At 64.6% G+C, this 25,828-nt stretch carries 20 protein-coding genes; 8 read left to right on the top strand and 12 right to left on the bottom strand.

Features of this window, described 5'->3' with window-relative positions; translation table 11 throughout:
- Nucleotides 1–23: 23 nt before the first annotated feature.
- The gene (locus tag J8F10_RS18780) at nucleotides 24–845 is read right to left on the bottom strand and encodes a SirB1 family protein (protein ID WP_210656219.1); all 822 of its coding nucleotides are present in this window, start codon (nucleotides 843–845) and stop codon (nucleotides 24–26) included.
- A gap of 834 nt (nucleotides 846–1,679) precedes the next feature.
- Between J8F10_RS18780 and fhcD the strand changes: the two genes are divergently transcribed.
- Nucleotides 1,680–2,630 carry a formylmethanofuran--tetrahydromethanopterin N-formyltransferase gene (gene fhcD / locus J8F10_RS18775; protein ID WP_210656217.1) on the top strand — a complete coding sequence of 317 codons (951 nt, stop codon included), beginning with the start codon at nucleotides 1,680–1,682 and terminating at the stop codon, nucleotides 2,628–2,630.
- 3 nt (nucleotides 2,631–2,633) lie between these two features.
- On the opposite strand, the gene J8F10_RS18770 is transcribed toward fhcD, so the two are convergent.
- The 4 genes from J8F10_RS18770 to J8F10_RS18755 all read right to left on the bottom strand — a co-directional run bounded on the left by J8F10_RS18770 (nucleotide 2,634) and on the right by J8F10_RS18755 (nucleotide 5,994).
- On the bottom strand, nucleotides 2,634–3,407 hold the full coding sequence (locus J8F10_RS18770) for a DUF4058 family protein (protein ID WP_210656215.1): 774 nt from the start codon (nucleotides 3,405–3,407) through the stop codon (nucleotides 2,634–2,636).
- 38 nt (nucleotides 3,408–3,445) lie between these two features.
- Nucleotides 3,446–3,967: a hypothetical protein gene (locus J8F10_RS39060; protein WP_246523441.1), complete on the bottom strand. Its 522-nt coding sequence runs from the start codon at nucleotides 3,965–3,967 to the stop codon at nucleotides 3,446–3,448.
- A gap of 130 nt (nucleotides 3,968–4,097) precedes the next feature.
- A complete protein-coding gene (locus J8F10_RS18760; protein ID WP_210656213.1) occupies nucleotides 4,098–5,420 on the bottom strand; it encodes a dihydroorotase in 1,323 nt (440 codons plus the stop codon).
- Between the two features lie 130 nt (nucleotides 5,421–5,550).
- Complete coding sequence (locus tag J8F10_RS18755; RefSeq protein WP_210656211.1) at nucleotides 5,551–5,994, bottom strand: hypothetical protein; 444 nt, start codon at nucleotides 5,992–5,994, stop codon at nucleotides 5,551–5,553.
- Nucleotides 5,995–6,193: 199 nt separating this feature from the next.
- Here J8F10_RS18755 and J8F10_RS18750 point away from each other — a divergent pair, with 199 nt between their 5' ends.
- A complete protein-coding gene (locus J8F10_RS18750) occupies nucleotides 6,194–7,093 on the top strand; it encodes a hypothetical protein (protein ID WP_210656209.1) in 900 nt (299 codons plus the stop codon).
- Nucleotides 7,094–7,204: 111 nt separating this feature from the next.
- Here the strand turns inward: J8F10_RS18750 and J8F10_RS18745 are convergent, their stop codons facing one another.
- Together J8F10_RS18745 and J8F10_RS18740 are read right to left on the bottom strand one after the other, a co-directional pair.
- The gene (locus J8F10_RS18745; RefSeq protein ID WP_210656207.1) at nucleotides 7,205–8,119 is read right to left on the bottom strand and encodes an aspartate carbamoyltransferase catalytic subunit; all 915 of its coding nucleotides are present in this window, start codon (nucleotides 8,117–8,119) and stop codon (nucleotides 7,205–7,207) included.
- Between the two features lie 39 nt (nucleotides 8,120–8,158).
- Nucleotides 8,159–9,712 (bottom strand): N-acyl-D-amino-acid deacylase family protein, encoded by a 1,554-nt coding sequence (locus tag J8F10_RS18740; protein WP_210656205.1) that lies wholly within the window; start codon nucleotides 9,710–9,712, stop codon nucleotides 8,159–8,161.
- Nucleotides 9,713–9,887: 175 nt separating this feature from the next.
- Here J8F10_RS18740 and J8F10_RS18735 point away from each other — a divergent pair, with 175 nt between their 5' ends.
- Nucleotides 9,888–11,231 carry a dicarboxylate/amino acid:cation symporter gene (locus J8F10_RS18735; protein ID WP_210656203.1) on the top strand — a complete coding sequence of 448 codons (1,344 nt, stop codon included), beginning with the start codon at nucleotides 9,888–9,890 and terminating at the stop codon, nucleotides 11,229–11,231.
- A 25-nt stretch (nucleotides 11,232–11,256) separates the two neighbouring features.
- On the opposite strand, the gene J8F10_RS18730 is transcribed toward J8F10_RS18735, so the two are convergent.
- Nucleotides 11,257–11,859, bottom strand: coding sequence for an HAD family hydrolase (locus tag J8F10_RS18730; protein ID WP_210656201.1), 603 nt, complete (start codon nucleotides 11,857–11,859; stop codon nucleotides 11,257–11,259).
- A 165-nt stretch (nucleotides 11,860–12,024) separates the two neighbouring features.
- Between J8F10_RS18730 and J8F10_RS18725 the strand changes: the two genes are divergently transcribed.
- From J8F10_RS18725 to J8F10_RS18705, 5 genes are all read left to right on the top strand, one after another.
- Nucleotides 12,025–13,023, top strand: a complete 999-nt coding sequence (locus J8F10_RS18725) for an ABC transporter ATP-binding protein (protein ID WP_210656199.1) — start codon at nucleotides 12,025–12,027, stop codon at nucleotides 13,021–13,023.
- A gap of 96 nt (nucleotides 13,024–13,119) precedes the next feature.
- Nucleotides 13,120–14,922, top strand: coding sequence for an ABC transporter permease (locus tag J8F10_RS18720; RefSeq protein ID WP_210656197.1), 1,803 nt, complete (start codon nucleotides 13,120–13,122; stop codon nucleotides 14,920–14,922).
- A 51-nt stretch (nucleotides 14,923–14,973) separates the two neighbouring features.
- Entirely contained in the window at nucleotides 14,974–17,082 is a 2,109-nt protein-coding gene (locus J8F10_RS18715; RefSeq protein WP_210656195.1) for a Gldg family protein, read from the top strand.
- A 46-nt stretch (nucleotides 17,083–17,128) separates the two neighbouring features.
- The gene (locus J8F10_RS18710) at nucleotides 17,129–19,657 is read left to right on the top strand and encodes a DUF4340 domain-containing protein (protein WP_210656193.1); all 2,529 of its coding nucleotides are present in this window, start codon (nucleotides 17,129–17,131) and stop codon (nucleotides 19,655–19,657) included.
- Between the two features lie 71 nt (nucleotides 19,658–19,728).
- Nucleotides 19,729–21,078, top strand: coding sequence for a formylmethanofuran dehydrogenase subunit B (locus J8F10_RS18705; RefSeq protein WP_210656191.1), 1,350 nt, complete (start codon nucleotides 19,729–19,731; stop codon nucleotides 21,076–21,078).
- A gap of 130 nt (nucleotides 21,079–21,208) precedes the next feature.
- Here the strand turns inward: J8F10_RS18705 and J8F10_RS18700 are convergent, their stop codons facing one another.
- The 4 genes from J8F10_RS18700 to tssK form a co-directional block, all read right to left on the bottom strand.
- Entirely contained in the window at nucleotides 21,209–22,714 is a 1,506-nt protein-coding gene (locus J8F10_RS18700) for a type VI secretion protein IcmF/TssM N-terminal domain-containing protein (protein ID WP_210656189.1), read from the bottom strand.
- A gap of 251 nt (nucleotides 22,715–22,965) precedes the next feature.
- Entirely contained in the window at nucleotides 22,966–23,289 is a 324-nt protein-coding gene (locus tag J8F10_RS18695) for a hypothetical protein (protein ID WP_210656188.1), read from the bottom strand.
- Between the two features lie 214 nt (nucleotides 23,290–23,503).
- Entirely contained in the window at nucleotides 23,504–24,187 is a 684-nt protein-coding gene (locus J8F10_RS18690) for a DotU family type IV/VI secretion system protein (RefSeq protein WP_210656186.1), read from the bottom strand.
- Nucleotides 24,188–24,311: 124 nt separating this feature from the next.
- Nucleotides 24,312–25,730 (bottom strand): type VI secretion system baseplate subunit TssK, encoded by a 1,419-nt coding sequence (gene tssK, locus J8F10_RS18685; protein ID WP_210656184.1) that lies wholly within the window; start codon nucleotides 25,728–25,730, stop codon nucleotides 24,312–24,314.
- Nucleotides 25,731–25,828 lie beyond the last annotated feature (98 nt).

The raw sequence follows: 25,828 nt of genomic DNA, 5'->3' as shown, positions 1-25,828 counted from the left end.
GAAGGGTCAGCGCGTCGCGCGAATTAGTTCCAGCGCGCGATCTCGGTGAGCGCTTGGGTCAGGAACTTCTCGACGTCGCGGGCGTCCTCGGCCTGGGGTTCGGCACGCAGGTACGCGCGGAGCGGGTCGATCGCCCGGCCCGGTTGCTCCGCACGCACGAGCAGAACGCCGAGGTCGCGGTGCTGCGTCGCGTCGCCGGGTACGAGTTGCGTGAGTCGGCGCGTGATGCGAGCGGCCCGCGTGTACGACCGGTCTGCCAGGTACGCGGTTTTCAGGTTCTGGAGCATCCGCGCCACGATCGCGCCCGGCGGCGTGGCCGCAAGTGCTTCCGGTGTTGCTTCAAACGGTCGACCGGTCACCCCACCGACCAGCGCTTCGCACGCTTCGATGTCAAGGAACTGCCCGCCGTTGAACGGGTCGAAGAGCACCTCCTCGTTCCCGTCCACCGCCTTCGCGATGAAGTGACCGGGCAACCCGACGCCGACCACGGTCATGCCCGCCCGCGTTCCGACCGCCATTGCCAGGACCGAGAGCGCGATCGGCAACCCCATCTGGCGGTCCAAAACCTTGTTGAGATAGCTGTTGCGCGGGTCGTAATAGTTCTCGGTGTTCCCCACGAAGCCGCACTCTTCAAAGAGGAAGGTCGAGAGCTCGGCGGTGCGCGCCGCGAGCGACCCGTGCAACCGCGGCCGGAGTTGGTCCGCGAGCCGATCAATGCGGCGGAGGTACGCCCGTGGATTCATGTGGCTGTAGGCGTCACGCGCAACGAGTAGTGCGACGCGCGCGATGTCGATCGGTGCGTGCGGGTCGGCCGCAAGGGTCGTGAGGGCGGAACTGAGTTTCATGCTCGTATTCTAACCACCGGGGGACGTTTCAGGTTCCCAGTTTCGGACTCTACTCCAAGAAACGAGAGCACCAAAATCCCGATCGGACATATTTTCATTTGTGGACTTCAGTCCACATTGTTATAATTCCGGTGAGGTGCCGAGCGAGATGTCTACTGAGCGAGCGTCCGGCTCCATATCGAGGCCGAAATTCCGATCGGATGTTAGCCGAGAACCGCGAGTTTTGGAGTTTTCGTAGCGAATGTTAGCCGCAATCGGCTCGCGGCCAGCAGTAACGAACCGGCTCCCTGACGTTCAAGGCTTTGAAGCATCAGCACTTAACGCAACATCCGTGCTGCACGTAATCCGAGCGGAGGCTCCTCGGCCCCAAAATGTTAGTGATTGTTACCCACAGATTGGCACTAACGAAGATGGACACACGCCACGCAGCGTCCAGGTCCGACAAACTTGAAATTTTGAAGCAGGGAATTTCGGAACGCGAAATGAGTAGCTGGAAATGATCGAACCGCACGACTGACTGACAGCCTCTCCCTCTGCCAGTCAGCCGTGCGGTTAATTGGCTCTCGCCGAAATAGGTAATAGCGAGCAGCGTGCCAATTCCACGAACGTGTGCGTTAAGAAGTCGCAAAGACTGACGAAATAAGGCAATTTGACGTGTCGAATTTTTTCAGATGAAAACAATCAAATCCCAAAATGCACGCAAATCGCGCACTCAATCAAGGAAAATGCGCGATTCAATGGCAATTGCCATTTTCCGCCTCTTTCGATTGACCCAACTTCCCGCTCTTGTCCACAATACATAGCAAAAAATGCCTTGAATTGAGGTTACGCTCGATGCCAGCCACGATTGACGACACCTACGCCGAAGCGTTCCGCAGCATCTATGCGAGCGTCCTCATCACCGCACGCGACCGGTATTGGCTCGACAAAGCCATCAACGCAAGTACCGGCAACGCAAGCAGTACCATCCTTTGCGACTGTGAAGCCGGTTTGGACCGGTACGTGGACGCGAGCGAAACGCCCGACAACCGACCGGGCGCGATTATTCAGTTCCACGTTCCGCGCTTCCACAAAGACCGCGAAGCCCGGCTCGAACGCAGTGCGCTAGTCCGCGTGTCGCAGAACGTGATGACGTGTCCCACAACGGCCGTGTTCAACGTGTTGCCCGCGGACGGGAGCTGGTACGCGAGCACTCAACCACCGAAGCCGGGCGCGAAGTGGTTCCCGCTGGGGCGGAAGACCTCGTACTTCGGCGACGGACACCAATTCACCGCGGACCGATTCGGGCGCCGGTGTTGGGTGGTACCGATCCTCAGCGGTGAGTTCGTGATCGAACGGCGCTGCGGGTTCACTGACGGGCTGATGGGCGGGAACTTGTGGTTCTTCGGCGCAACCGCCGATGCCGCGCTCGATGCCGCGACGAAAGCCGCGGTCGCCGCGAGTGAAGTTCCCGGGGTGATTCTGCCGTTTCCGGGCGGGGTCGCGTCGAGCGGGAGCAAGGCGGGGAGCAAGTACAAGTTCAGTATCGCGAGCACTTTCGCCGAATACTGCCCGACCCTTCGCGGCAAAGAAGGGATCACGTCGCGGTTGCCAAACGGCGTCACGAGCGTGCAAGAAATCATCATCAACGGCGCGGACCTGCCGACCATCGTGAAGGCAACGCAAGCCGCGATCGCGGCCGCAAAAGACACCCTAGACCTGCTCATGATCTCTGCGGGCAACTACGGCGGGCGGCTCGGGAAGAGCTTCGTCTACTTGCACCCCGAGAAGCAACCCGCAGCGTGAGCGTCACGCGGGCGGGTGCAAAAGCTGTGCGGCCCACACCGCATCCGATGCGGACAGCGGCGGTTCGGGGTCGGAATCGTAGATGAAGAGCCGGTACCGACCGGCGTCGTAAATGCGGTGAATCAGGGCTTGCAGATCGAGCAGCGGCTCCGGTTCGTCGGGGCGCAGCGAGATCGGAATGGGCGAGAGCGCTTCTCGCAGCTTTACGGGCCAAAAGGCAACACGCGGGCGCTCGGACGCGCGACTAACGAGCGCGTAGTAATCGCACTCTTTCATCTCGCGCCACGGCATTCGCGGGCCACCGCGAAGCAGGTCGATTTCGACGAGATTAGCTTTGGTCCGACTCAGAAGCAGCCGAACCTTGTTCCAGTATTGTTGCCGCCCCTCTTTGGAATCCTTGTTAGACGGGCTGAGCAGTTCGACGACGGTGACGACCTCGCGCGTCTGCCGATCACGGATCTCGAGGTATCGCTGGATTTCTTCCTCAACCGCGTCCGGTGTAAAGACGGTAGCGGGCGCAGCTACGGCAGCTCCACCAGAAGGCACGGGGGCATTTTCGTCACCCGGAAGCACGCTCAAGTCGGGACGACCAAACGGTTCGCGCTCCGCCGAGAAGAGTTCGTGGAGGTAGCGGTGCTCTTCGATTTTCACGAAGTATCGCGGCTCGACCTGTGCCCCGATCACATCCGCCGCGGTACTCATGAACCGCGTGTGGAAGTCCTGCCATACGGCCGCCTGTTCGATGTACGGGTTCATTCCGGGAAACGGCGACGGCATTCGCAACCCTCTACGGTGCGCCGCATTATACCACCGAGTTACGACTTGCCGAGCACGAGATCGACGACCCAGCACCCGCGCACGTGGGCCCCTTCGCTGCGGCAGTGCGAGAGGATGTCGGTGTTGTCACAACCTGCATCCTGGAGCGCGTCGGCCAGAATCGGCACCCGATCGAAGGCACGCTCCTCGTAAATGCCATGCGCCAGTGCGAGTACGTCGGAAGTGAGCCACGCGAGATCGAAAGTGAGCGGTCGGAAGGGATTGCCGAAGATGTCGCGAAGAAGCTCGACCTGAGCGGCCCGCTCGTCTGTTGCACCACCTGAAGCTGCCGGGAGGATCGCATTGATCGCTTCAGCGAGAACATGTACGGCAAGCGAAGGACTCGAAGAATATGAGGCCGCATAAGCAACATTTGCCATCAGGTCGTCGTTGTCCGTGGCGGCCTCTTCGTAAGCCTCTTCCGCTGCAGCTGAAAGGAGATCGAGCGCCCGTTCGAGAATCAAGCCGTCGGCGAACTGTTCGGACGCGGTAACGGCTTCGCAACAACGAGCATCACCCATTAGGTCCGAAATCCGGCGGCACGCAGCACACCCAAACAGACGTAGCTTCCGGGCACTCGCGACACCCGGAAGCCCTCGCAACATGAGTTCCGGAAGGGCACACGCGATCCACTCCGCTTCGGTCATCGCCCTACCCCAAGCGGCTCATCTTGATCGCGCCACCGACGATCGTAGCCACCGCACGACCAGTGACCGCGGTGCCGTGGAACGGCGTGTTGCGGCTCTTCGACTTCGACTCGGTCTTGTCGATCGTCCACTTCGCTTTGGGGTCGATCACTGTTACGTCGGCCGGTTTCCCGGTTTGAAGCGTCCCGCGATCGATCCCGAGCACCGCAGCGGGGTTACACGTCATCTTCGCCAGCATGCGGGGCCACGTGAGGTGCCCCGGTTCAATCAGGTGTGTCACGCACAGCGGCAGGAACGTTTCCAGGCCCAGAATGCCGTTCGGCGCTTGGTCGAGTTCGCGCTCTTTCTTCTCGGGGGCGTGCGGAGCGTGGTCGGTCGCGAGCACCGTGAGCGTGTCGTCTTTGAGTCCGTCGAGGATCGCCTGACGATCCACCTCGGTACGCAACGGCGGCGACATCTTGTAGTTACTATCAAACGATCGAAGCGTTTCGTCCGTCAGGATGAAGTGGTGCGGGCACGCCTCGCCACTGATCCAGAACGACGGCTTCCCGGCCGCTTTCAGCACCTCAGCACGTTTGCGCCCCTGCCGAATGAGATCGACGCCGCCGGCCGTCGAAACGTGCAGGATGTGAACTTTACCGCCGGTCAGTTCCGCGAGCACGATGTCGCGGTAGATCATGATGTCTTCCGCGACGCCCGGCATCCCGCGGAGGCCGAGCTGCGTACTCACCAGTCCCTCGTTCATCACGCCACCCTGCGTGAGTTCGAGGATCTCGGCGTGAACCAGAACCGCTTTGTCGAACATCTTGCAGTATTCGAGTGCCCGCCGCATGATCTCGGCCGAATACACCGGCGCGCCATCATCCGTGAACGCGACCGCTCCGCCTTCGGCCAACCCACCGAGTTCCGCGAGTTCCTTCCCGGCGCGTTCCTTCGTGACCGCTCCAATGGGGAACACGTTGCAAAAGCCCGCGCGCTGGGCTTGGTGGACCACGAACTCGACGGCCATGCGCGTGTCGAGCCCCGGCTCGGTGTTCGGCATGCACGCGACCGACGTGACGCCTCCCTCGACTGCGGCTTCGGTGCCAGTAGCAATGGTTTCGTCTTCCTCGCGTCCCGGTTCGCGCAGGTGAACGTGCATGTCGATGATGCCCGGCGACACAATCAGTCCGGTGCAATCGAGCGTCTGTACGTCGCCGGAAATGCCCGCGGGCCGCGCGCCGGTACCCGCGATCTTGCCGTCGGCGAGCCACAAGTCGGTGACCTGATCGAAGTCGCGCGACGGATCAATGACGCGGCCGTTACGGAGATGGAGTGGGGTCGACATCGTGAATCTCGATCACAAGTTGAAGTGGAAACGAACCGCCCCCAGTGGGAACGACTCTTTCTGCGCGAAGAAACGCCGGGAAACGCAACCGTGCGGCTCCCGGCGTCGCGTGGCTTGCCGTGCGGGCCGCTTAGCGGTTGCGGAGGCGCCCGAACAGCCCGCGGCGCTGCTTGGCCGGCTCGCTGTAGCTGGCCGTCATAACCGTGCCGCTGTCCGTTCCGCTCGCCATGACGACGCCCGTGGTGCCCGGCATCGGGGTCGCGCTGGTCTTGCCCGGCATCGGCATTGGGGCCGGCGGGGTGGCTGGCGGCATCGGCGTGGCGCCGGTCGTCGGGACGGTGGTGACCGGGCCGGTCGTGTAGGTGCTGCTGGTACCGCGGTTGCGGAGCCGCGCGAACAGCCCGCGACGGGGCGACGCGGTCGTCACCGACCCGTACTCGACAACCGGGGTGCCCGGCGTGCTCACGACGACCGGGGTCGCAGTGGCCGGCGGGGTGGCAGCCGGCTTGTCCTCAGCGCCACCAGCGGACGCGGCCAGAGCCACCACTGCGACCGCGAACAGGAACCGCTTCATGATGCTTCCTCCTGAAACACTCTGATCCCCGTACCGCCCATCGGCCGGCGATCAGGTGGGAACAGTTTAGCGACCGCGCCGGAGAGGGGGAATAGTCCGGTTCAAAGTGGCACGCCGGTTGCGTGAACTGCGGCGTCGAGCGGCCGTGGCGCGCTTCGGTTTTCGCGCCCCCGCGGCAGCGCGTTCTGGAGAAAGCACCATGAGTTCGGCAGTTCCCACTTATCCCGCCGGTTCCGTTCCCCCTCCCGGTATCGCACCTGCGACCGTGGCCGTGAGTGGCGGGCCGGTGCCGGATGAAGAGATTCGCGTTTATGGGCACAGTAACCTCTTCTACTGGTGGCCGGTTTGGGCGGTGGCGTTCCTCATGGCCGGCCTGACGTTTCTCGACGGGCACGTCATGGCGATCGTTCCACGTGGGACGACAATTGAACAAGGTCAATCCGCGCCCGGTACGGACAAGACGCGCGACGTTCTCGTAACACCTCCGGGCGAAGTCGTTCCACCCGCAACGGCCACGAACAGCGATCCTTCACCGCGCCTCCGCGTTGCGGCCAATAACAATTACGGCGTCGTGTTCACCGGCGTCCTGCTCCTCGTGGTCACCATCACCAACCTGACCCTCCGCGGGCTCGCGTCGGTTATTGCTATCGCGGCGCTGGTCATCGTCGGACTGGTGGTCGCACTATTCGGCTGGTGGGACCAAGTGCTCTTCTGGCTCGGTGGGGTAGACGTGCGCATGAATGCAGGGGGCTATCTCGCGATCGGCATCCCGCTGTTCGTGATCTGGGCGTTCTCAACGTTCATTTACGACCATTACACATATCTCATCGTTTCGCGCGGTCAGGTGCGCATCCGCCGGGAGATCGGCGACGGTGAACTCGCCGTCGATACAGCCGGGTTAATGTTGGAGAAGAAGCGCGATGACCTGTTCCGGCACTGGCTGTTGGGATTGGGGAGCGGCGATCTACACGTGAAGACTGGTGGGCCCGCGAACCTCGACTTCGAGCTGAATAACGTGCTGTTCGTCGGTGCGAAAATGGCTCGCATCCAGGATCTGATTCGCGAGAAGGAAGTTTCGTCGCAGGCCGCCGGCGCGTGAAAGCGAGCGGCACAATGAGACGCGGCCCCGTGTTACATCACGGGGCCGCGCTGCGCTTTCTGATCGTTGAGTAATCACGAACTCAACACGTCAGGGCTTCTCGACGCGGCATCACGCGGCCCTGCTCAACTCACTCAGCACCGCCATGCGCACGGCGAGGCCGTTTGTGACCTGATCGAGAATCGCCGAGTTCGGACCGTCCGCGACCTCCGGCGTGATCTCCACGCCGCGGTTGATCGGCCCCGGGGCGAGTAACAGCACGTTCTTCTTTGCCTTCTTCATGCGATCACCGTCCACGCCGAACAGTAACCGGTACTCGCGAATGGACGGGAACAGTCCGCTCCGTTGCCGCTCGAATTGCACGCGGAGCAGGTTCAGCACGTCACAGCGCGGGAGCACGTCGTCGAGTTTGTCCGCGATCTCCACACCGAATTGAGCCACTTCCGCGGGAACGAGCGTGGTCGGACCGCACACGATGACCTTCGCGCCGAGTGCCGTGAGCGCGTGGATGTTGCTCCGCGCCACGCGACTGTGTGCGATGTCCCCGACCAATCCCACTGTCAACCCCTGCACACGACCGAGTTTCTTGCGGATAGTGAAGATGTCGAGCAGCGCTTGCGTGGGGTGTTCGTGTGCCCCGTCGCCCGCGTTCACGACGCGAACGTGCGGGGCGAGGTGTTTTGCGAGCACGTGCGGCGCGCCCGGCGACGAGTGCCGCACCACAACCATGTCGATGCCCATCGCCTCGATGTTCTTCGCGGTATCGATGAACGTCTCGCCCTTCGACGTGCTCGACCCGCTCGGCGAGAAGTCGAGCACGTCCGCACCGAGCCGGCGTGCGGCCAAGCCGAAACTCATCCGCGTGCGTGTGGACGGCTCGTAGAACAGGTTGACGACGACCTTCCCTTTGAGATCGTCGCGTTTCGGCACGTCGCCAACCCCAACACCGGCGAACGTCTCCGCCGCGTCGAAGAGGCGGTTCAGCCCCGCCGCCGACATCCCTTCCAACCCCAACAAGTGCTTCATATAGCTCTCCGAGCGAGCAGTCGGCAGCCAACCGTTCGCCTAACCTCGCTTCAACCCGCGCCCCGATCGCGCGCTCGTGCGCTCGCCGGCGAGCAACACCGGGGTACCGTTCACAAACACGTGCTCCACACCAACTGCGAGTGCCTTACCGTTATCGTATGTGGAACGGTCCGCGATCGCGTCCGCGTCGAACACTACCACATCGGCCGCGAGCCCCTCACGGATCAGTCCGCGGTCTTTTAATCCGAACCGGCGGGCGGTGTGGTACGAGCACTTCATCACGGCTTCTTCGAGCGTCCAATCGCCGTTGCGGACGTGGTGGCCGAGGTAGCGCGCGAAGCAACCGGTCCCGCGCGGGTGAGGTTTCCCGCCGACGTAAATGCCGTCGCTCCCGGCCATCATCAGTGGGTGCTTCATTAACTTCAGAACGTCCGATTCCTGGCGCTCCGCGAAGTGTCGGATCACGCACCCGGCCGCGAGATCGGTCGCGATGAGCAGATCGCACGTGAAATCCAGCACCGATTGGCCGCACAACTCCGCCGCACGCGGGAGCGCCTGCCCTTCGAGGTGCCGGTATTTATCGTGCGGCAAACTCGCGAGCCGAATCGTTTCGATCGGGAACCGTGGGTTCGCGAACGCGGCTTCGAGTTGCTTGCGCGTCGCGGGGAGCTTCAATCGCTCGACCGTGGCCTCGATCCCGCCTTCGAGCGTTTCCGGCGGGAGCGTGAGCATCGCGACGATGGTGCTGCCATAGAGGTAGCAGTACAGGTCGAAGGTCACATCCACGCGGTCGGCTCGTGCGGCATCGAGCATCGGAATCGTTTGGTCAGCGAGGCAGTTGAAGTGCGACACGTGGACCCCGCATCGCGCGCGTTTCCCGATGTTAAACACCTCCTGCAGCGCAGCCGGTGCTTTCTCGCGGTTGTACCCGCGCATGTGAGTCACGTACACGCCACCGAACGGCGCGATCTCTTCGCACAGGGCCGTGAGTTCGTCTTCGTCCGCGTAGATGCTCGGCACGTAATCCAACCCGCTGGACAGGCCGACCGCGCCCTGCTCCATCCCCTCTCGCACGAGCGCCTTCATCCGTGAAAGTTCGGCGGGCGTGGGCTTTCGCGGATCGAGGCCCGTCACCTCCATCCGAACGTTGCCGTTGGGGATCAGCACACAGGCATTGATGGAAGACTGCCCGTCGAACTGTGTGAGGAACTCACCAATCGAATACCAGTTACGACCGGGAGTTGGGAAGTTGCCATTGAAGCCGGCGGTATAGCGCCGCATGTACGCCATCGTTGCCGGCGACGCGGGCGCGAACGCAACCCCGTCCTGACCGATGACGTGCGTGGTCACGCCCTGACGGACGCCCTGTTCGTGCGCGGGATCGGCGAGCAGCGGCAAGTCGCCGTGGACGTGTGCGTCCACGAAGCCGGGGCACACCACCTTCCCGGCCGCGTCGATCACTTGCTTCGCGCTCGCCCCGCCGAGCGCGCCCACGGCCGCAATACGATCCCCGGTGATGCCAACATTCGCCGCGACCCACGGAAGGCCGGTGCCGTCTACGACGCGCCCGTTGCGGATGAGGTAGTCGAACATGGGGAATGGTGCCGTGTGAGGTAGTTGTGAAGAACATTACCGCTGACTCGGTGCGCAGACCAGTTGAATCGCGCCCGCCCCTTGCGGCACCCAGGGCGCGGGATGGCGTGCTCCTGTTAGATGCGGTACAACAGCACTTCGTTTATTCTGCCGACCGCACCATCCCGGGCACACTATGGCCGCCGCGCAATCGGTTCCGCACACGCGCATCCTGCTCGGTCTCGTCGGCGGGGCCGTACTCGGTTGTGCGGTGAACGCACTCAAAGCCGAAGGCACGATCGATGCGGCACTGGTCGCGGGAGTGATTAAGTACGTCACCAAGCCCGTCGGCGACGTCTTCCTGAACCTGCTGTTCATGGCGATCATCCCGCTCGTGTTCGCGTCGCTCGCGGTCGGCGTGACGCGACTCGGGGGCGGGCAGAACGTCGGGCGCGTCGGGCTCAAGACGGTCAGTTACTTCCTCGTGACGACCGCGTGCGCTGCGGCCATTGGGCTGTCGCTCGTGAACGCCGTCCGCCCCGGGGACCAGATCCCGGAGGAGAAGAAAAAGGAACTGCTCGCGGAATACTCGAAAGAGGCCGACAAGAAGTTGGACAAGAAAGAGGGGGACGAAGGGTTCGGCATTAACACGTTCGTGAAGATCGTGCCCCGCTACCCACTGAAGGCGTTCGTCGAGAACGATATGCTCGCGGTCATCTTCACCGCGCTCATCGTGGGCATCGCGCTCACGCGGATGGCACCCGACCGCGCCAAATTGATGATCGACCTACTTGAAGGCGTCAATTTCATTGCCGACTTCATTCTCCGGCTCGCGATGGCGATCGCCCCGTATGCCGTGTTTTGCCTGATCTTCACCACGACCGCAGCGCTCGGGTACAAGGTGCTGGTCGCGCTCGCGGCGTTCGTGTTCACCGTGCTCGGCGGGCTGACCCTTCACTTGTGCGTCGTGCTCCCTCTATTGGTGAAATTCCTCGGCGGGATGTCGCCGCTGGAGTTTTTCAAGCGCGCACGCGGAACGATGGTGACCGCGTTCAGTACGAGCTCGTCGAGCGCGACGCTCCCCACCGCGATGCAGTGCGCTGAGGAGGAACTGGGCGTCCCGCCGAGCGTGTCGCGGTTCGTGCTGCCGCTCAGCGCGAGCATGAACCACAACGGCACCGCGCTGTTCGAGTCGGTGACGGTGCTGTTCCTCGCGCAAGCGTTCGGCGTCGATCTGAATTTCGGCCAGCAGTTGGTCGTGCTGGTGCTGTGCATCCTCACGGCCACCGGAATGGCCGGCGTGCCCGGTGGGTCACTCCCACTAATCGGGCTGATTCTGGTTCAGGTCAGTGTGCCCGCCGGTGCGATCGCGCTCGTGCTGGGCGTGGACCGCATCCTCGACATGTGCCGCACGATGGTGAACGTGACCGCGGACCTGACGACCGCGGTCTTCGTGGCGCGGAGCGAGCCGGCCATTGATGCGCCACCGACGCCGGCCGAGAAAGCTGCGGACGTGAGCAGCGCGAACGCGCCCGAATAGCCTGGAACGTCTTACGCGCGGGCGCTCAGATCGTTTTCACCCACGGGCGCACGTCCACGCCCAACATCCCCGCGCGCCGGGCGGCTTCCAGGCCGATGTCGGTGTCCTCGAACACCACGCACTTCGCCGACTCGACGCCCAGGCGCTTCGCGGCTTCCAGGAACACGTCCGGCTCCGGCTTGTGGCGAGGAGTGTCTTCGGCTGTTACGATCGCATCGAACCAGTCGCGGATCGCGAGCCGATCCAATGTGCGCGTGATAGTATCGCGGTACCCACCGCTCGCGACCGCGATCGGTAGCTTTCCGCGATATGCGGTTGCGATGTTGAGCACCGGCTCGATGGGCGCGACCGCTTCGAGGAACGTGAGGAACGTTTGCTCTTTTTCGTGGACCATCGCATCCACGTCGGGTACGGCTACGCCTACCTCCCCGGCAAGTACACGGATAATACTAGCCGTGGGCATCCCGCCCATCGCGTAGAACCGCGGTTCGGGGAACGGGATGCCGAACCGCCCGAGCATCGCGATCCACGCCTTGTAGTGGGCCGGCATGGTGTTCGCCAGCGTGCCGTCGCAGTCGAAGATGAGCCCGGTCGTGCCCGCCGGCGGGGTCCAAGTGTGCGTGTGCATGGTAGTTCTTTTAGGATCGCGGGCGGGGCGCGACGACTGCCGGGAGAGTTTACGCGATTGCGCCAACTTGTCGGGGCGGTTCAGCGTCATATCATTGTGATTCGTCCAATCGGCGAAATCCGTGCCCCTGTTCTGCACCTGAGTCGCGACACCAAACGGTCGAACATGCAGACGCCGGCGATCAACGTTCAGAACCTTTCCAAAAACTACGGCCCCGTGCAGGCCGTGGACGACGTCACCTTCCAGGTGGCGCCCGGCGAGTTGGTCGGGTTCCTCGGCCCCAACGGGGCCGGCAAATCCACCTGCATGCGCATCCTCACGACCTGGCTCCCCGCGTCCAGCGGGTACGCGTGGCTCAACGGCTACGACGTGATGTACCAGTCGATGGAGGTCCGCAAGAACATCGGGTACCTGCCCGAGAGCGTGCCGGTGTACGGCGAAATGCGGGTCCGCGAGTACCTCGCCTACCGCGCCAAGCTGAAGGGCGTCGAGCGCCACGGGCGCAGCGCCCGCATCGACCACTGCATGGCAAAGTGCCGCGTGAAGGAAGTGCAGAACCGCCTCCTCAACACGCTCTCAAAGGGTTACCGGCAGCGCGTGGGCCTGGCCGACACGCTCCTCGCCGACCCGCCCATTCTGATCCTCGACGAGCCGACCAGCGGCCTCGACCCGGTGCAGATCGGCGAGACCCTCGCCACCATCAAGGAACTCGGCGGCCAGCACACGATCCTGTTCTCGACGCACGTGCTCCCGGAAGTCGAGAAGGTCTACGATCGCGTCATCATCATCGACAAGGGCCGCATCAAGTTCGACGAAACCAAAAAAGCCATCGACTCCCGCGAGGCGTCGTACCTGTTGGAAGTTCGCGGCCCCGTCGAAGAAACCACCAAGTTCATGCGCGAACAGCCGGAGCTCGCGTCGGTGGAATCAACGACCATCGGGAGCGACTTGGCCGCGTTCGAGGTGAGGACGCGGGACCACAAGGATCACCGCGAAGCGCTCGCGGCCCGGGTTGTAACAAAGGGTTGGGGCCTCGGTCGGTTGGAGATTCGGAAGCCCAGCCTCGAAGCCATTTTCGACGATGTCGTTCGGCAGCGGTATCAAGCGGAAACCGCCCCCGTAGCACCGCCCGCGGCCGAACCGGATAAGACCCCGGCGGCGTAAACCCATCGGGGCCTTGCGCACCAGTGGGCGCCTTACACAGAACGATAAACAGGGGCTTACCATCCCCGTCGGCTGGAAACAGAGCGCGAATTACCCATGAGTAGCACCCCGCCCGCGCCGACCGATCCGATCCCCGTAGCGACCGCGGTCGGGGCGCTCCGCGCCCCGGTCGAAACCGCGCCCTCGGCAATCAAGTTCGAGGGGCCGGCGTTCGCGCGGGTCGTCGGGTTCCTCGGACTGTTCCTGCTGGTCCTCGGTGCAGTGGTGGTAGTCGCCACGCGCGCCACCGGGCAGGCCCGGATCGTGCCCGAAAGTTGGGGGTTCCTGCTGGCGGGAGTGGGCATCGCGCTGATGCTCTACCACGCGATCATTGACGGCGAGCAGGAAATTCGGCGCATGTACGGGATGCTGTTCGTCGCGTTCCTCGCGCTGGCGCTGGTCGGTGCCCTCGTACCGGGACCGTTTAAGGGCGCCGACTCCAAGTCGATCGGCTTCTATTTCATGCCGTGGGGCCTGGGAGCCGGGATTCTCGCGATTCTGTTCGCGATCCCGTTCACGCGCCACGAAACGGACGAACAGCTCCGCACGATCGGAGGGGGCGTACTGCTTGCGGTGGGCGCGACCTTGTGCGTCGGCGTTCTTATCGCGGGTATCGCAAACCCGGAGTGGCTCGCGGGGACCGGTTTGGCGCTCGCCGCTCTCGGGTTGGGGTTCCTCTGTGCTTACTTGGGGCAGGCCGACACCGACACCGGAATCGGGCACACGGTCGCGGTCGCGCTCGGCGCGGTCGGTGCCGCGGCCCTCTTCTACGCATTCGCCCGCACAGTGTTCCCGACGGTATTGTTCGACGGACCGGCCGCGCTGCGCAAGCCGTCGCAAGCGCTCGACTACTGGAAAACGGCCGGGCGCGTCCTCGTACTGGGTGCGAGCCTGGGAGTTGTAGCACTGGGAGCGCTGGGCAAGTTCCCGGTGTGGCTGCGTGCGGTTCTCGCGGGGGTGGGTGTAGCGACCGCGGGGGTATTCATCATGGGTAGCACGGGCACCCACGTTGCAATCGCGCCCCGGCCGTTCCTGATCCCGGGCGGCGCGATCCTCGGTGGCATCGGTCTCATTTACCTCTCCGTCTCCCTCGGTGTGTGCTCGGACAATCAGTTCGTAACGCTCGTTCGGCGCGAACTCGGTGCGTACTTCGCCTCCCCGATCGGGTTCATCGTCCTCGCGGGGATGCTCCTCGTTCAGGGCGTCGCCTACGCGGAGTTCGCCGGGTCGCTCCAAGACGGTAACCCGCGGCGCGAGCCGATCGTCCTCGGGTACGGCGTCCACATTCTGAGTTTGTTCGCGTTCACGCTCCAGATCCCCGTACTGACGATGCGGCTGCTCTCGGAAGAGAAGCGGTCCGGGACGCTCGAGGTGCTCCTGACCGCCCCGCTGAACGAAGTCCCCGTGGTGCTCAGCAAGTTTCTGGGGACGTGGATCTTCTTCCTGCTCTGCTGGCTCCCGACCGGGCTGTTCCTGATCGCGCTCCGGGTCGTCGGCGACGCGCCGTTCGACTACCGGCCGCTGATCGGGTTCTACTTGGGGCTGGGCGCACAGGGGGCCATGTTCATCGCGATGGGTATCTTCTTCTCGGCCCTAACGCGAGATCAGATCGTGTCCGCGGTCCTCACGTTCGCCGTCCTCTTGGTGCTGCTCGCGTTCGTATTTTTACGCGAGAATCCGATGTTCCTGGACCTGCCTGAGGTGCTCCTCACGGTCGCGAACCGGCTGTCGTTTTACCGCATGTGGGTCGAGTCACTGTCCGGCCAGCTCCCGGTCCGGGATCTCCTCTTGGCTCTGTCGCTGGCGGTGTTCTGGCTGTTCCTCGCGACGAAGATCCTCGAAACCCGCAAGTGGAACTGACGGCGCCGAGCCCACGCTCCCGATACACCGTAGCCCCCGCGCGAACCAACCATGCAACCGACGCCACCTGTTCCCGTCCCGAACGCTCCGGCCCCGAACTCCGGGAACCCGGTCGTCGAGTTCGTCCGGACGCAGCGCCAGAACGCGGGGAGCGTCCTGGCGGGTCTGGCGGTCGTCCTCCTGGCGCTCGCCGGGTACATGGCGGTCAAAGGGTTCCGGGACGCGCCGGCGCCGGCACCTGACAAACCGCAAGTCGAGAACCCGCTCGATCCCGAGCGCCCGGAGTCGGCCAAACCGGTCGCGGGCACAAAGGAGGGCGATTTCCGATGGGGAGCGATCGCCGCTCTCAGCGCGTTTCTGGTCGCCATCGGCGGCGCGGCGCGGTTGCTCGTCTCCCTTCCCCGAACAACGGAATCGCAACAGCGGGCCGAGGCCCGTGCGGTCATCTTGGCCGTCGGCGGCGCGCTCGCGTGGGAATTGATTGCGACCGGCGGGGTGTTCTTTTATCGGTGGAGCGAGAGCATCGTCAACTGGCTCGAAAAGGGTCAAGAAGAAGAGGCGCGGTACGTCCTGATCCCGGTCCTGATGATCGCTTTCGGCGCCGCACTGGGGTTGGCCGCGATCACCCCCGCACGGGCCGAGGAACGCAACAATCCGTCAATTCGTAAGCTCGTGTACGGGACCAATCTGGGGCTGACGGCGCTGGTACTGTTCGTCGTCCTCGTCATCGCCAACGTCGTGTTCGCGTACCGCGTGTCGAACAAGATCGACATGACCGGGAGCGGGTTCTACTCGATGAGTCCCCGGACCGAAGAGTTCCTGCGCGGGCTGGACCAGCCGATCGAGGCCTACGCGATCCTCCCGGGCCAGGGCAGCCGGGTCGAGAGCGACCTCCGCGACGTGCTCACCCGGTTCCAAGAAACCAGCCGCGACAAGTTCCGGGTCCGGTTCCTCAGTCCCGTCTCCAGTACCGCCGATCTCGCCGAACTGAAGGCCAACTACCCGCCGGTGCAAGACGGTGAACTGGGCGTCCTGCTCACGTTCCCGGGCGACAAGAAGCGGTTCTCGTTCATTCCGGTGGAAGAGTTCTTCACCACCGAACCCGGCCCCCGCGGTGAGACCCCCAAGACGGTCTTTACGGGGGAAGGTCGGCTGGTGAAAGAACTGTTGTTCCTCGCGGACAACAAGCAGAAGCCGAAGGTATATTTCACCCAGTCGTCTGATGAGTTGGAGCTCGCCGGGCGAACGGACCCGGAACGGGCCGCGACCCGGCTCCGCACGTTCCTGGAAAAGAACTACCTGGACGTACAGCCGCTGACGTTCGAGGGCGAGAGCCCGAAGGTGCCGGACGACTGCGCCGTGCTCGTCGTGGCCGACCCGCAGAAGCCGCTCGACCCCAAGTACGTGGACGCGGTCCGCAAGTACATGACCGAGCGGAAGGGGAGGCTCGTCGTCCTGTCCGGTGCGACCCTGCCCGGGCCGAACCTGCGCAAAGTAACGCCGACCGGTCTCGAACCCGTGCTCGCACAGTTCAACGTCGGGCTGAGTGACAAGTACCTGTTCGCGCTGTCCGCCGACCGACGCATCCCGGTCACGAGTCCCCCGGTCGAGTTCACCCAAGCCGCGGCGGACGCCAAGAACCCGATCGTCCGGCTGTTCCGCCGGATCAGTATTCAGATGCCACTTCCCCGTGAGGTGAACGCACTTAATACCACGCCCGGGATGACGGCCACCCCCCTGTTGACGACGGACACCGAAGGCGGCGCGTGGCTGGCCGACGAGTTCCCGGCGAACCCGAACGTGCGCCCCGCGAACGCCGTTGCCGTCCGCAGGCGCACCGTGGGGGTCGTTGTGGCGGAGGGCGGAAACGGCCGCGTGGCGGTGTACGGCAACGGGCTGATGGTGTGCGACGCCCTCGCCGGTCAGTTCGGGGCGGAGAGCCCCCCCGCGTTCGACCTGCTCGGGGCCACCATCGACTGGCTCCGGGACCGCCCGCCGGTCCCACAGGGCGTCGAATCCAAGGCCTACGCGGTGTACGCCCTGCCGGGGGCCAAAACGATCGACGGTACCCGACTCAAGTACATGCCCGTGATCTTCGGGCTGATTGTGGTCGTCTCACTCGGGCTGGGCACATGGGTCATCCGACGGCAACAGGCGTGAACGCGCACCGGGACCGCACTACGGACGAACGACTGGGAGCTCGGGTATGAATTTCCGACTGACGACGGTTCTGATCGGTGCCGTCCTCCTGATTGGCACCGTGCTGCTCGTTCGGACGTTCTTCCTCGATCCCGCGGCACCCGACACGCTCCTCGTCGGCCTGAGCGGGGCGAAGGTCGGGGACATTGACGAGGTCGTCATCGAGCGCCCCGACACATCGGCCACGCTCAAGTTCAAGCGCGTTGTCAACGACGATTGGGAGATCGTCGAGCCGATCCGCGCGAAAGCGAACGGGGCGGCCGTCAAAGCGATCGTCGAATCCCTGCTCAAGGCCAAGCCGACCGTGTTCGCGGAACTGAGTTCCAACCCCGCGCTCCACGGTCTCCAGCCGCCGAGCCTGAAAGTCACGCTGCGCCAGGGCGAACAGCGGTCCGGCACGCTGAACGTTGGCAACGTCAGTATCGGTGGTCGGGAAGCGGTGGCGTTCGTGACCACAACGGCCAAACCCGATCGCCCCATCGCGGTGGGGCGCCGCGACCTCGACGCGCTCTTCCGCCAGGATCAAGTCGCGGGCGGCGGCAAGGCGGGCGACCTGACGAAGTGGACCGCGGACTATCGTTCGTCAGCAATCTTCCCCTCCGATTCGCGTGCGGTGGGCGAGGACGTCACTTCGGTGCGCCTGGAATTACCAAACAAGAAAGCGACGCTCGCCCTTACTCGCGCACCCGGGGGGGCGTGGAAGTTCGATAGCCCGGCCGGGTGGGGCGACGCCGATGTCGAGGGCGACGCGGCCGGGTCGCCGACCACGTTCACCGGCGTCCGCCGACTGCTCGGTGCGCTCACGAGCGTGACCGCCGCGACCCCGGCCGACTTCATCGACGCCCCGAAAGACCTCAAGGAATACGGCCTGGACGCGGGCAACCCCGACCTCGTGAAGGTCGAGATGAAGACCAAGGACAACCAGACCGCGATTGTGTACCTCGGCAAGCGCGAAGGGGCGGCCCCGCCCGTGACGCTCCCGGGCGCGCCGCCGAGCCCCCCGAGCGGCAAAGTGTACGTGCGCGTCGAGGGGCAGCCGGGCGTGATCCGCGCCACGGCGGGCGATCTGTCCGGGCTGAACGGCGTCGTCCTCGATCCCGCTCCGCTCCGTGACCGCACCCTGGTGAACGCGGACCGCGCGAAGGTCGATGGCATCGACATCGTGCTCGCCGGTCAGCCGGCCGACAAGCCGACGAAACTCCGGCGTTCCGGGGAGGTGCCACTGCAATGGCGGCTCTTCGGCGGGCCGGGTGACCCGCAGTCCGCGGACCGCGGACCGGTCGAGCGGTTGCTCGATGTCGTTATGGCGCGGCGAACGATCAAAGACTTCCCCCCACCGAACCCGGCCAACTTCGCCGCGATCTCCGCTACGATCTTCGTATGGGCAGACGGATTCACCGCGCCGACCGATCCCAAAGCGGAGCCGACCAAGAAGGCCGAGCCGATCAAAATCGAGTTCGGGCGCAAGGACGGCGACACGGTTTACGTCCGGCGCACGCTGCCCGGGCTCCCGCCCAACGAGTTCACGATCCCGGCACAGGTGAAGGTTGGAGGGGCCACCGATACCGTGGACGCGATCACCGCGGTCGCTAAATCGCGTTTGGACCTCCTCGACCCGTCGCTCCCGACGTTCGGCTCCGACGCGGTGATGCAGGTCAACGTGAGCGGCGCGAACAATTACGTGCTCAACAAGGACGAGAAGCCTGATCCGTCCACGAAAGAGGTTTTGTGGCGGTTCGCCGCCCCGGAACCGAAGGGCCGCATCGCGGACCCCAAGAGCCTGGAGTACATCCTCCAACTGCTCGGCACCACACAATCGGTTACGCGGTTCGTGGACGAACAACCGAGCGACGCGAAACTCGCCGAGTACGGGTTCACGCCCGCGCCGCGCCTGAAGGTCGTCGTCGGGCTGAAGCCCGATTCGCTGGACAAGGAGCGCGTGTACGAGTTCGGCAAGGACACCGCCGATCCCAACTTCGTGTACGCCCGCGTCGCGGGTAAGGCGGCGGTGTTCACGCTCCCGCGCTTGGTGCTCGACAAGTTCGTGGCCCCCGACCTGCGCGACCGGGTCGTGTTCCGCAGCGTCGATGCCCCCGCCGTGAACAAGGTAGTGCTCCAGGGGTGGGGGAACATTCTGGGGAACACGCCCATTACGCTGCGGCTGGAGAAGAACAAGGACGGCGTGTGGATCGTTCCGCCCGCGGCCCCCGGCGCGCCGCCGAACGCCCCGGCCGGGTTCGTGGTCGATCCGGCCAAAGTCTCGGCGTTCGTGGACCTGATCGCCAAGAGCCGCGTCAAGGGCTTCGAGCAGGGGCGGCCCGAAGCCCGGCACGGGCTCGCCAACCCGAACGAGTTCCTCGACGTCCGGTTCGAGTGGCCGGGCGGGGCCGTCACGTTCCGGCTCGGGGCCACCCCGGACAACGGCGCGACCTACTACGGCGAAACCGGCTGGTTGCCCGCCACCGACCCGATGTTCACGATCGACGGCGCACTCTTGAAGCCGTTCAAAGACAAGCCGGGCGGGTTCGCGAAGTAAGATCCGTAGTCGCGGTTCTCGCCCCACCAAAAGCAGTGGGGCGAGAACCGCGACCAAACTCACAAATCTCCATGCAAACCTTCACCAGTGTCGGCTGCACCGTGTGCGGGTGCGTGTGCGACGACCTCACGGTGACGGTGGACCGGGGGCGCGTCACCGGGGCGCGCGGGGCGTGCAAGCTCGCGGAGCCGTGGTTCCTCGCACAAAACACCTCTTCTTCCCCCGCGGTACTACTCGACGGACAACCGGCCGAACCCGAGGCCGCGTTCGCGCGCGCCGCGGAGATCCTGCGAACCGCACGCTATCCACTCATCTACGGGCTGTCGCGCAGCACGACGGAGGGTCAGCGCGCGGCCGTCGCGCTCGCGGACCGACTCGGCGCGACCATCGACACTACTGCCAGCACCGGCCACGCGCCGTCCATCGTCGCGCTCCAGCAGGTGGGCGAATCTACCTGCACGCTCGGTGAGGGCAAGAACCGCGCGGACCTCGTCGTGTTTTGGGGTAGTGACCCGGTCGTAACGCACCCGCGGCACATGGAGCGTTACTCGGTCGATCCGATCGGGCGCTGGCTCCCCGGCGGGCGCGCGGATCGGTTCGTGGTCGTGGTGGACGAAGAGGAAACCGAGACCGCGAAACGCGCCGACCTCTTCGTGCAGGTACCAAGCGCCCGGAACTGGGACGCGCTCTGGACCCTGCGGATGCTCGTCCGACCTACCCCCCCAGGCCCCCTCGCTTCTTGTGAGGGAGAACCCCCCACGGGTTCCCCCTGTGACCCCCTCCTGCCAGGGAAGGGGGAGGAAGAGCCTAACCCCCTAACCCCCTTCGCCCCTTCACCCGCTCTCTCCGAACTCGCGGGGCGCATCACAGCCGCGCGGTGCGGGATGTTCTTCTTCGGCGCCGGGCTCACGCGCGGGAAACTCGCGCACCGCACGGTCGAAGCACTATTGCAACTGGTCTCCGAGCTGAACGACCGCGGGCGGTTCTACGCGCGCCGGATGCGGCGGTTCGGGGACGTGGCCGGCGCGGACTCCGTGCTCGCGTGGCAAACTGGCTACCCATTCGGCGTGAACCTCAGTCGCGGGTACCCGCGGTACAACCCCGGCGAGTTCACCGGGCCTAACGTGCTCGCACGCGGTGAACCTGATGCCTGCCTTCTGGTCGGGAGCGAGACGGTCGCCGACTTCCCGCCCGCGGCGCTGGAGCACTTGCGGAAGATCCCGGTCATCGCGCTCGATTCGTCCGGCGCGGAGCCGCCGGTCCCGACCGCAGTGCGGTTCACAACGGCCGTGTACGGCATCCACCGACCCGGCACCGCGTACCGCATGGACGAAGTGCCGATTCCGCTCCGCGTGCTGCTGCCGACCGACTACCCCAGCGACGCCGACGTGCTGAACGAACTCTTGAAGCGCGTGGGCTGAGGCTGTTTTCCCTGGGACCGCGGGCGTCCCGCCCGCCTACGGTGATCGCACCCGTTCACAAATGGGAAGCAAACGAACCGTTCTACTCTGTGCGGGCGGGACGCCCGCGGTCCCAGGGAAAACAACGCCTTCATCTCAGCCACGTCTGGTACGCGAACACCCCAACGGCGATCACGAGCGCGAGTGATGCGGCGTACCCGATGGCGGTCATCCGGCGGTAGTCGCGCTCTTCGGCGATCGCGGTCGCGGTCCAGCCGACGTTGTTCTGCAAGCCGATGAGTTGCTGCACCACGCCCGCAACGAATGCTTGGTCCTGCTCCGCGGGGCCGGTCCCGGCGAGGTACGCCCCCGCGAGCATGGGCAGCCGATCCGCGCCGTCGGTGATACCCTGTCCCAGCAATCGCACAAGGGCCGCTCGGCGCGTGTGCAGTTCACACAAGAGTGCCCACAGCCGGGCGTTCGCGGGCGACCAGCGCTCGCCGTTCCCCTCCGCCTCGCTGCCGAACCGCTGGTACGCGACGCCCGGCACCAAACTCCGCGCGACCCAATCCACGCCGTTAAACAGCACGTCGGGCCGCTTCTCGGCCGGCACCGCGGGCACGAGGGGGAACGACCGACCGAGCAGCCGTTCGCGGGCGAGCGGCTCGGGCAACCCGCGGAGCAGATCGCGGAAGCCGGGAAGGTCTTGAGCGTCGCAGACCACCGCCGCGGCCGGGCAGTGAACTTGCAATCCGGCTTCGGCCGCGAGCAGATCGGCGCGACACGCCACTGCGGTGCGGTCCGCGACCGCTTCGGACGACGTGCCGACCACGGGAACCAGCCACACGATCCCGTTCGCGGGGCAGTACGGTCGGCGGCGCTCGGCGATCAACCGACACAGGTACTTCAAGCGCCCCGCGAGCCGGTCCGCTTCGTCCGCGGGGACCGCGGGGACGTCCGAAACGCCCGGGCGCGGGAGCCATTCGTCCAGCACGTCGGCCGACGCGGTACCGGCTTCGGGCACGACGACGAGCGCGGACCCGGGCAGCACTTCGAGCGGGCGCTCGGTGCTGTCGAGCAAATCGAAGCCGGCCGGGGGAGGCGGGGGCGCTGCGGCACGCGCCTCGCTCACGAAGATGTCGGCCAGCCGGCACAGCACCGACGCGCCGGGGCACACCACGAACACCGCGTCGCGGGTCGCGTACACCTGCACCGGGGCGCCTTCCGTGCGGGGTTCCGCGCGCACCGCGAACGGGAGCTTCGTCGCGGCGAAGAAGTCGGCGAGGTCGGTTCGCGGCTTACCGATCACGAGAAATAGCGGCACCTCGGTCGGGTCGATCCCGGCCGCGTCGAGTGATTTCAGGGCCGCTTCCCAGGCGTCATCAATGTCGGGGTGCGAACCGTCGCGCGGGTCGGTGAGCAGCCGGAAGAACCAGTAGCCGAACCACGCACCGGCGTACATCAGCAGGAACAGCAGCGGCAGCCAGTAGGCGTACAGCCCGGGGAACGGCGAGAGCAACTCGGTTTCGAGGTGGTACCGTTGGTTGATCGCGTACAGCCCGAGCGTAACCAGAATGACGATGAGGACGTGGAGCGTCCACACGATGACGCGCAACACCTTGCGCGACGTGAGCCAGGTGAAGAAGCGTGTGAACATGCCGCGTCCGATTGTGTGGCTTTGTCTGCGTAACGCCTTACTGAAGCACCAAGTCCGCGAAAGTCTTTCACTTCAAACACTTACGGCCAAATATCTCGGGCCACCACACCGCCGACGCTAACCATTGCTAACATTTCGGCCCGGTAGGGTTCAGAACCGGGCCGTTCGTAGCAAGAGCATCAAGATTTCCAGACAATTGGTTCACAGTACATGCCACCGTATTAATACCAATTCAGTCTTGGGAACGTCATTCAAGACCGCCACTGCCACGGAATAGCCGATCCAACATCGAAACAAGCCACCCCCGAGCGGTATTGAATGCCACCAATCTGGCACTTCAAAAATGCGTCGTAATCCCAGTCGCGGCGTACGTTGAACTGGCGGAACAGTACCTCGTCTGTAGCAACGTAAAGCGTCACCCTCACGCCGTCAGCAGGACGATAAAAAGCACCGCGTAGGACACACGGCGGTTCGTCCGCCCAACCCCATCGACATTCTGTGAGGCCGAGCCGCTGAACCACATCGCCTACCTTTTGACCGAGGCAACCTTCCAAAACGGCTTCGGTCACTTCCACGTTTTGTGTACCTCGCGTTGTCAAACCTGGCGATCATCAACTAACACTCGCTAACCTTTCCCCTTCTGGAACGCATCTTCCAATTGATGCGCCTGTTTGGACACTTGCGGTGACGGCCGGCTTATCTGGCATTATACACCGCTAGTATACTAAAATTCAGTAAAATTCTTTCACTCAATCCCCTGGTCAACTCACCCGATCGGGAAACGCGGCATCACTTCATCAGTTGCCGCGCGACCAGAAGCGCGCCGAACGGGACGCACACGAGCACGGCCAACCCCGCGAACACGGCCATGCGTGCCAGACGCGCTTTGCCGTATCGGGGGGGCACGCTCGCGGGCGGCTCCAGTGCTTGCGGGCCGACCCATTCGGTTCTCAGCGCCTTCACCAGGCGCTCGCGGGTGGACCCGAGCCACGCTCGGAGTTGTGCCTGATCTTCTACCCATTCACCGCGGAACCCGAGCACCGCACACAAGTAAAAGACTTCCAGGTCGTCGTCGGTGGCGCGTTCGGCGGCCATGCGTGCCTGAATCCAGAAGCGCCACGCGCGGTCGTTCGTTTCGTAGAACTCGACCTCGAACTTCCGCTCGTTCCACTGGCCCGCAACCGGCGAATTGAGCGTGAACAGTTCGTCCACCCAGCTCGCGATCGCGTAGCCGATGCCGAGGTACCGCGCTTCCGGTGAACTGAGGCTCGACGCGGACAGGTCGATCTCGAAACTCGATGCCCCCGGTCGCGCGGAAGGCGGGGCGAAGGTCAGAAGGAGTTCGCGGAACCGCGCGATGAGCAACTCGCGCCCCGCGTCGAACGGCGGTCCCGCACCAATAGCCCAATCGTCGCGCAGCTTCAGCGCGGTGCGCACGATCGGGTTCACCACGGATAGCAGTTGGTCGCGCATTCGCTTGTTCTATGTTCTCCGCTCTTGCGTTCCGCCGAGTCACATTCCATCGGCCCGCGCCGAAAGCCAGTCCTTAATCGTTCTTGCCCGTCTCCAAGCATCAGAGAATCCTGCGCCGAGGCACTCACCCCGCGGGCACTGCGTACAGCGTGAATTGCATCGTGTTCGTTCGCCCTCCGCCCGCGCGAACGGTGACGGTTCGCTGCCCCTGGATCGCACCCACCACGCGCGTCTCGTTGAACCGCACCGCGACTGTTAACGAGCGCGTGACCGCGCCCCACTCGCGTTCCGGCAACCGACTCACGCGGCAGTAGCGCTGCCCCGCGAGGTCCGGCAGCAACCCGGGTCGGGGACACGGCTCGAACCGGAGCCCCGCCTGACCGAGTTGATAGATCGCGTCCACGCGGTCCCCGGAGCCGACCTTCATATCGAGTTGCCCCGGCACCGTGAGCAACCGCATCATCTCGTCCGGGTCCATTTCGGACCGCACCCCGAGGTACAACTCCCACGCGGGATCGAGCCACGTCGGTTCGATCGCGGCCTGCATTCGCAAGCCCATCCCGATGAACGGCCGTTCCTTGTATTCGGGTTCCGGCAGGATGTCGAGCAGCGTGTCGAGGTACACCTTCACGCGGTAAAAGCACCCGCCCAAATCGTCGTGGTCGTAGGGCGGGATCGCGGGCCAGCGCCCGGAACGGTCGAAGATCGCGAGCTGTCCCACGAGCCGGCACAGTTCGGTGTAAGCCGTGAGGGGCGGGATTCCCGGTGTGAACGCGACCACACTCAGCACCGCGTAGGACTCGTTCAGCTCGCGGAGGTGGGCGGCGGAGACCGCGTCTTGAGGGTCGGTCCCCACGAGCGCCCCGCCCCGAGCCGCCAGCGCACTTGCGAGCCGTTCGCGCTTCCGCCCGATACGGTCGAAGAGCCCCTGCAGAATGTCACCGTGCAGCGCGGGCCACGTGTCGCACGCGAGCACCGGCGGAATGTACGACACGTCGATTTCGGGCGGCGCGTTTGCGAGCGCGGACTTCACGAGCCGCACGAGCGGAAGTGTCGCGAAACCCGTTTGATCCTGATCGCCGACGAGGAGGCGCAAGTTGTGCAGCCGCACCCGGATGGGCTGCGGGTTCACGCCGGTGTTTTCGTCCTCGAGTTCTTGTGTATCGAGACGGTAGCGGGCGTTCGGGTCCGGTACGTCTTCTGAGATGTTCGCTTTGCCGAGGTTGAGGGCGGGGGTCGCCAGATACACCATCAGCGGTTGCCCCGGCTCGAACAGCCCCTTGAGTTCGAGTGTGGGTAGCAAGCCGTCAGTGGGGACTTCGATCGGGGTGCCGTCGCGGAAGACCGCGCGTAACGACCGCACAACGAAGCGGTTGTTCGCGAGTGCGTCCGGATCGACTTCGACGGTACGCAGCCCCCAAACGTGGTGCGTCGGCCAGCTACCGGCACGATGCGCCCGGGCCGTGAGGTACCGGTGCTCGGCCTGGAACTGGTGCGGCTGGAGGAACATGCCCTCGTGCCAGTGAACCGCCCGGGCCGTCATGCGGGAACCTAATGTGTTGAGGGTGTTCGAGTAACGGCAGTATAAGCCAGCGCGAAAACCGACTGCAAGTGTTACGCCCCGAGGAGCGTAGTTCTTTC

Origin of the sequence: Gemmata palustris (assembly GCF_017939745.1) — a bacterium.
Lineage (GTDB): Bacteria > Planctomycetota > Planctomycetia > Gemmatales > Gemmataceae > Gemmata > Gemmata palustris.
Note: the sequence above shows the minus strand (reverse complement) of the source record. Positions and strands in the feature narration are given on the sequence as shown.

Excerpts from the sequence above, each read along its gene's own strand:
- J8F10_RS18690 (WP_210656186.1), bottom strand. The coding sequence starts at position 24,187 with ATGCGCGACCAACTGCTATCCGTGGTGAACCCGATCGTGCGCACCGCG.
- J8F10_RS18745 (WP_210656207.1), bottom strand. The coding sequence starts at position 8,119 with ATGAAGCACTTGTTGGGGTTGGAAGGGATGTCGGCGGCGGGGCTGAAC.
- J8F10_RS18770 (WP_210656215.1), bottom strand. The coding sequence starts at position 3,407 with ATGCCGTCGCCGTTTCCCGGAATGAACCCGTACATCGAACAGGCGGCC.
- J8F10_RS18730 (WP_210656201.1), bottom strand. The coding sequence starts at position 11,859 with ATGCACACGCACACTTGGACCCCGCCGGCGGGCACGACCGGGCTCATC.
- J8F10_RS18720 (WP_210656197.1), top strand. The coding sequence starts at position 13,120 with ATGAGTAGCACCCCGCCCGCGCCGACCGATCCGATCCCCGTAGCGACC.
- J8F10_RS18735 (WP_210656203.1), top strand. The coding sequence starts at position 9,888 with ATGGCCGCCGCGCAATCGGTTCCGCACACGCGCATCCTGCTCGGTCTC.
- J8F10_RS18710 (WP_210656193.1), top strand. The coding sequence starts at position 17,129 with ATGAATTTCCGACTGACGACGGTTCTGATCGGTGCCGTCCTCCTGATT.
- J8F10_RS18740 (WP_210656205.1), bottom strand. The coding sequence starts at position 9,712 with ATGTTCGACTACCTCATCCGCAACGGGCGCGTCGTAGACGGCACCGGC.
- J8F10_RS18755 (WP_210656211.1), bottom strand. The coding sequence starts at position 5,994 with ATGAAGCGGTTCCTGTTCGCGGTCGCAGTGGTGGCTCTGGCCGCGTCC.
- tssK (WP_210656184.1), bottom strand. The coding sequence starts at position 25,730 with ATGACGGCCCGGGCGGTTCACTGGCACGAGGGCATGTTCCTCCAGCCG.
- fhcD (WP_210656217.1), top strand. The coding sequence starts at position 1,680 with ATGCCAGCCACGATTGACGACACCTACGCCGAAGCGTTCCGCAGCATC.
- J8F10_RS18750 (WP_210656209.1), top strand. The coding sequence starts at position 6,194 with ATGAGTTCGGCAGTTCCCACTTATCCCGCCGGTTCCGTTCCCCCTCCC.
- J8F10_RS18725 (WP_210656199.1), top strand. The coding sequence starts at position 12,025 with ATGCAGACGCCGGCGATCAACGTTCAGAACCTTTCCAAAAACTACGGC.
- J8F10_RS18715 (WP_210656195.1), top strand. The coding sequence starts at position 14,974 with ATGCAACCGACGCCACCTGTTCCCGTCCCGAACGCTCCGGCCCCGAAC.
- J8F10_RS18760 (WP_210656213.1), bottom strand. The coding sequence starts at position 5,420 with ATGTCGACCCCACTCCATCTCCGTAACGGCCGCGTCATTGATCCGTCG.
- J8F10_RS18705 (WP_210656191.1), top strand. The coding sequence starts at position 19,729 with ATGCAAACCTTCACCAGTGTCGGCTGCACCGTGTGCGGGTGCGTGTGC.
- J8F10_RS18780 (WP_210656219.1), bottom strand. The coding sequence starts at position 845 with ATGAAACTCAGTTCCGCCCTCACGACCCTTGCGGCCGACCCGCACGCA.
- J8F10_RS39060 (WP_246523441.1), bottom strand. The coding sequence starts at position 3,967 with ATGGGTGATGCTCGTTGTTGCGAAGCCGTTACCGCGTCCGAACAGTTC.
- J8F10_RS18700 (WP_210656189.1), bottom strand. The coding sequence starts at position 22,714 with ATGTTCACACGCTTCTTCACCTGGCTCACGTCGCGCAAGGTGTTGCGC.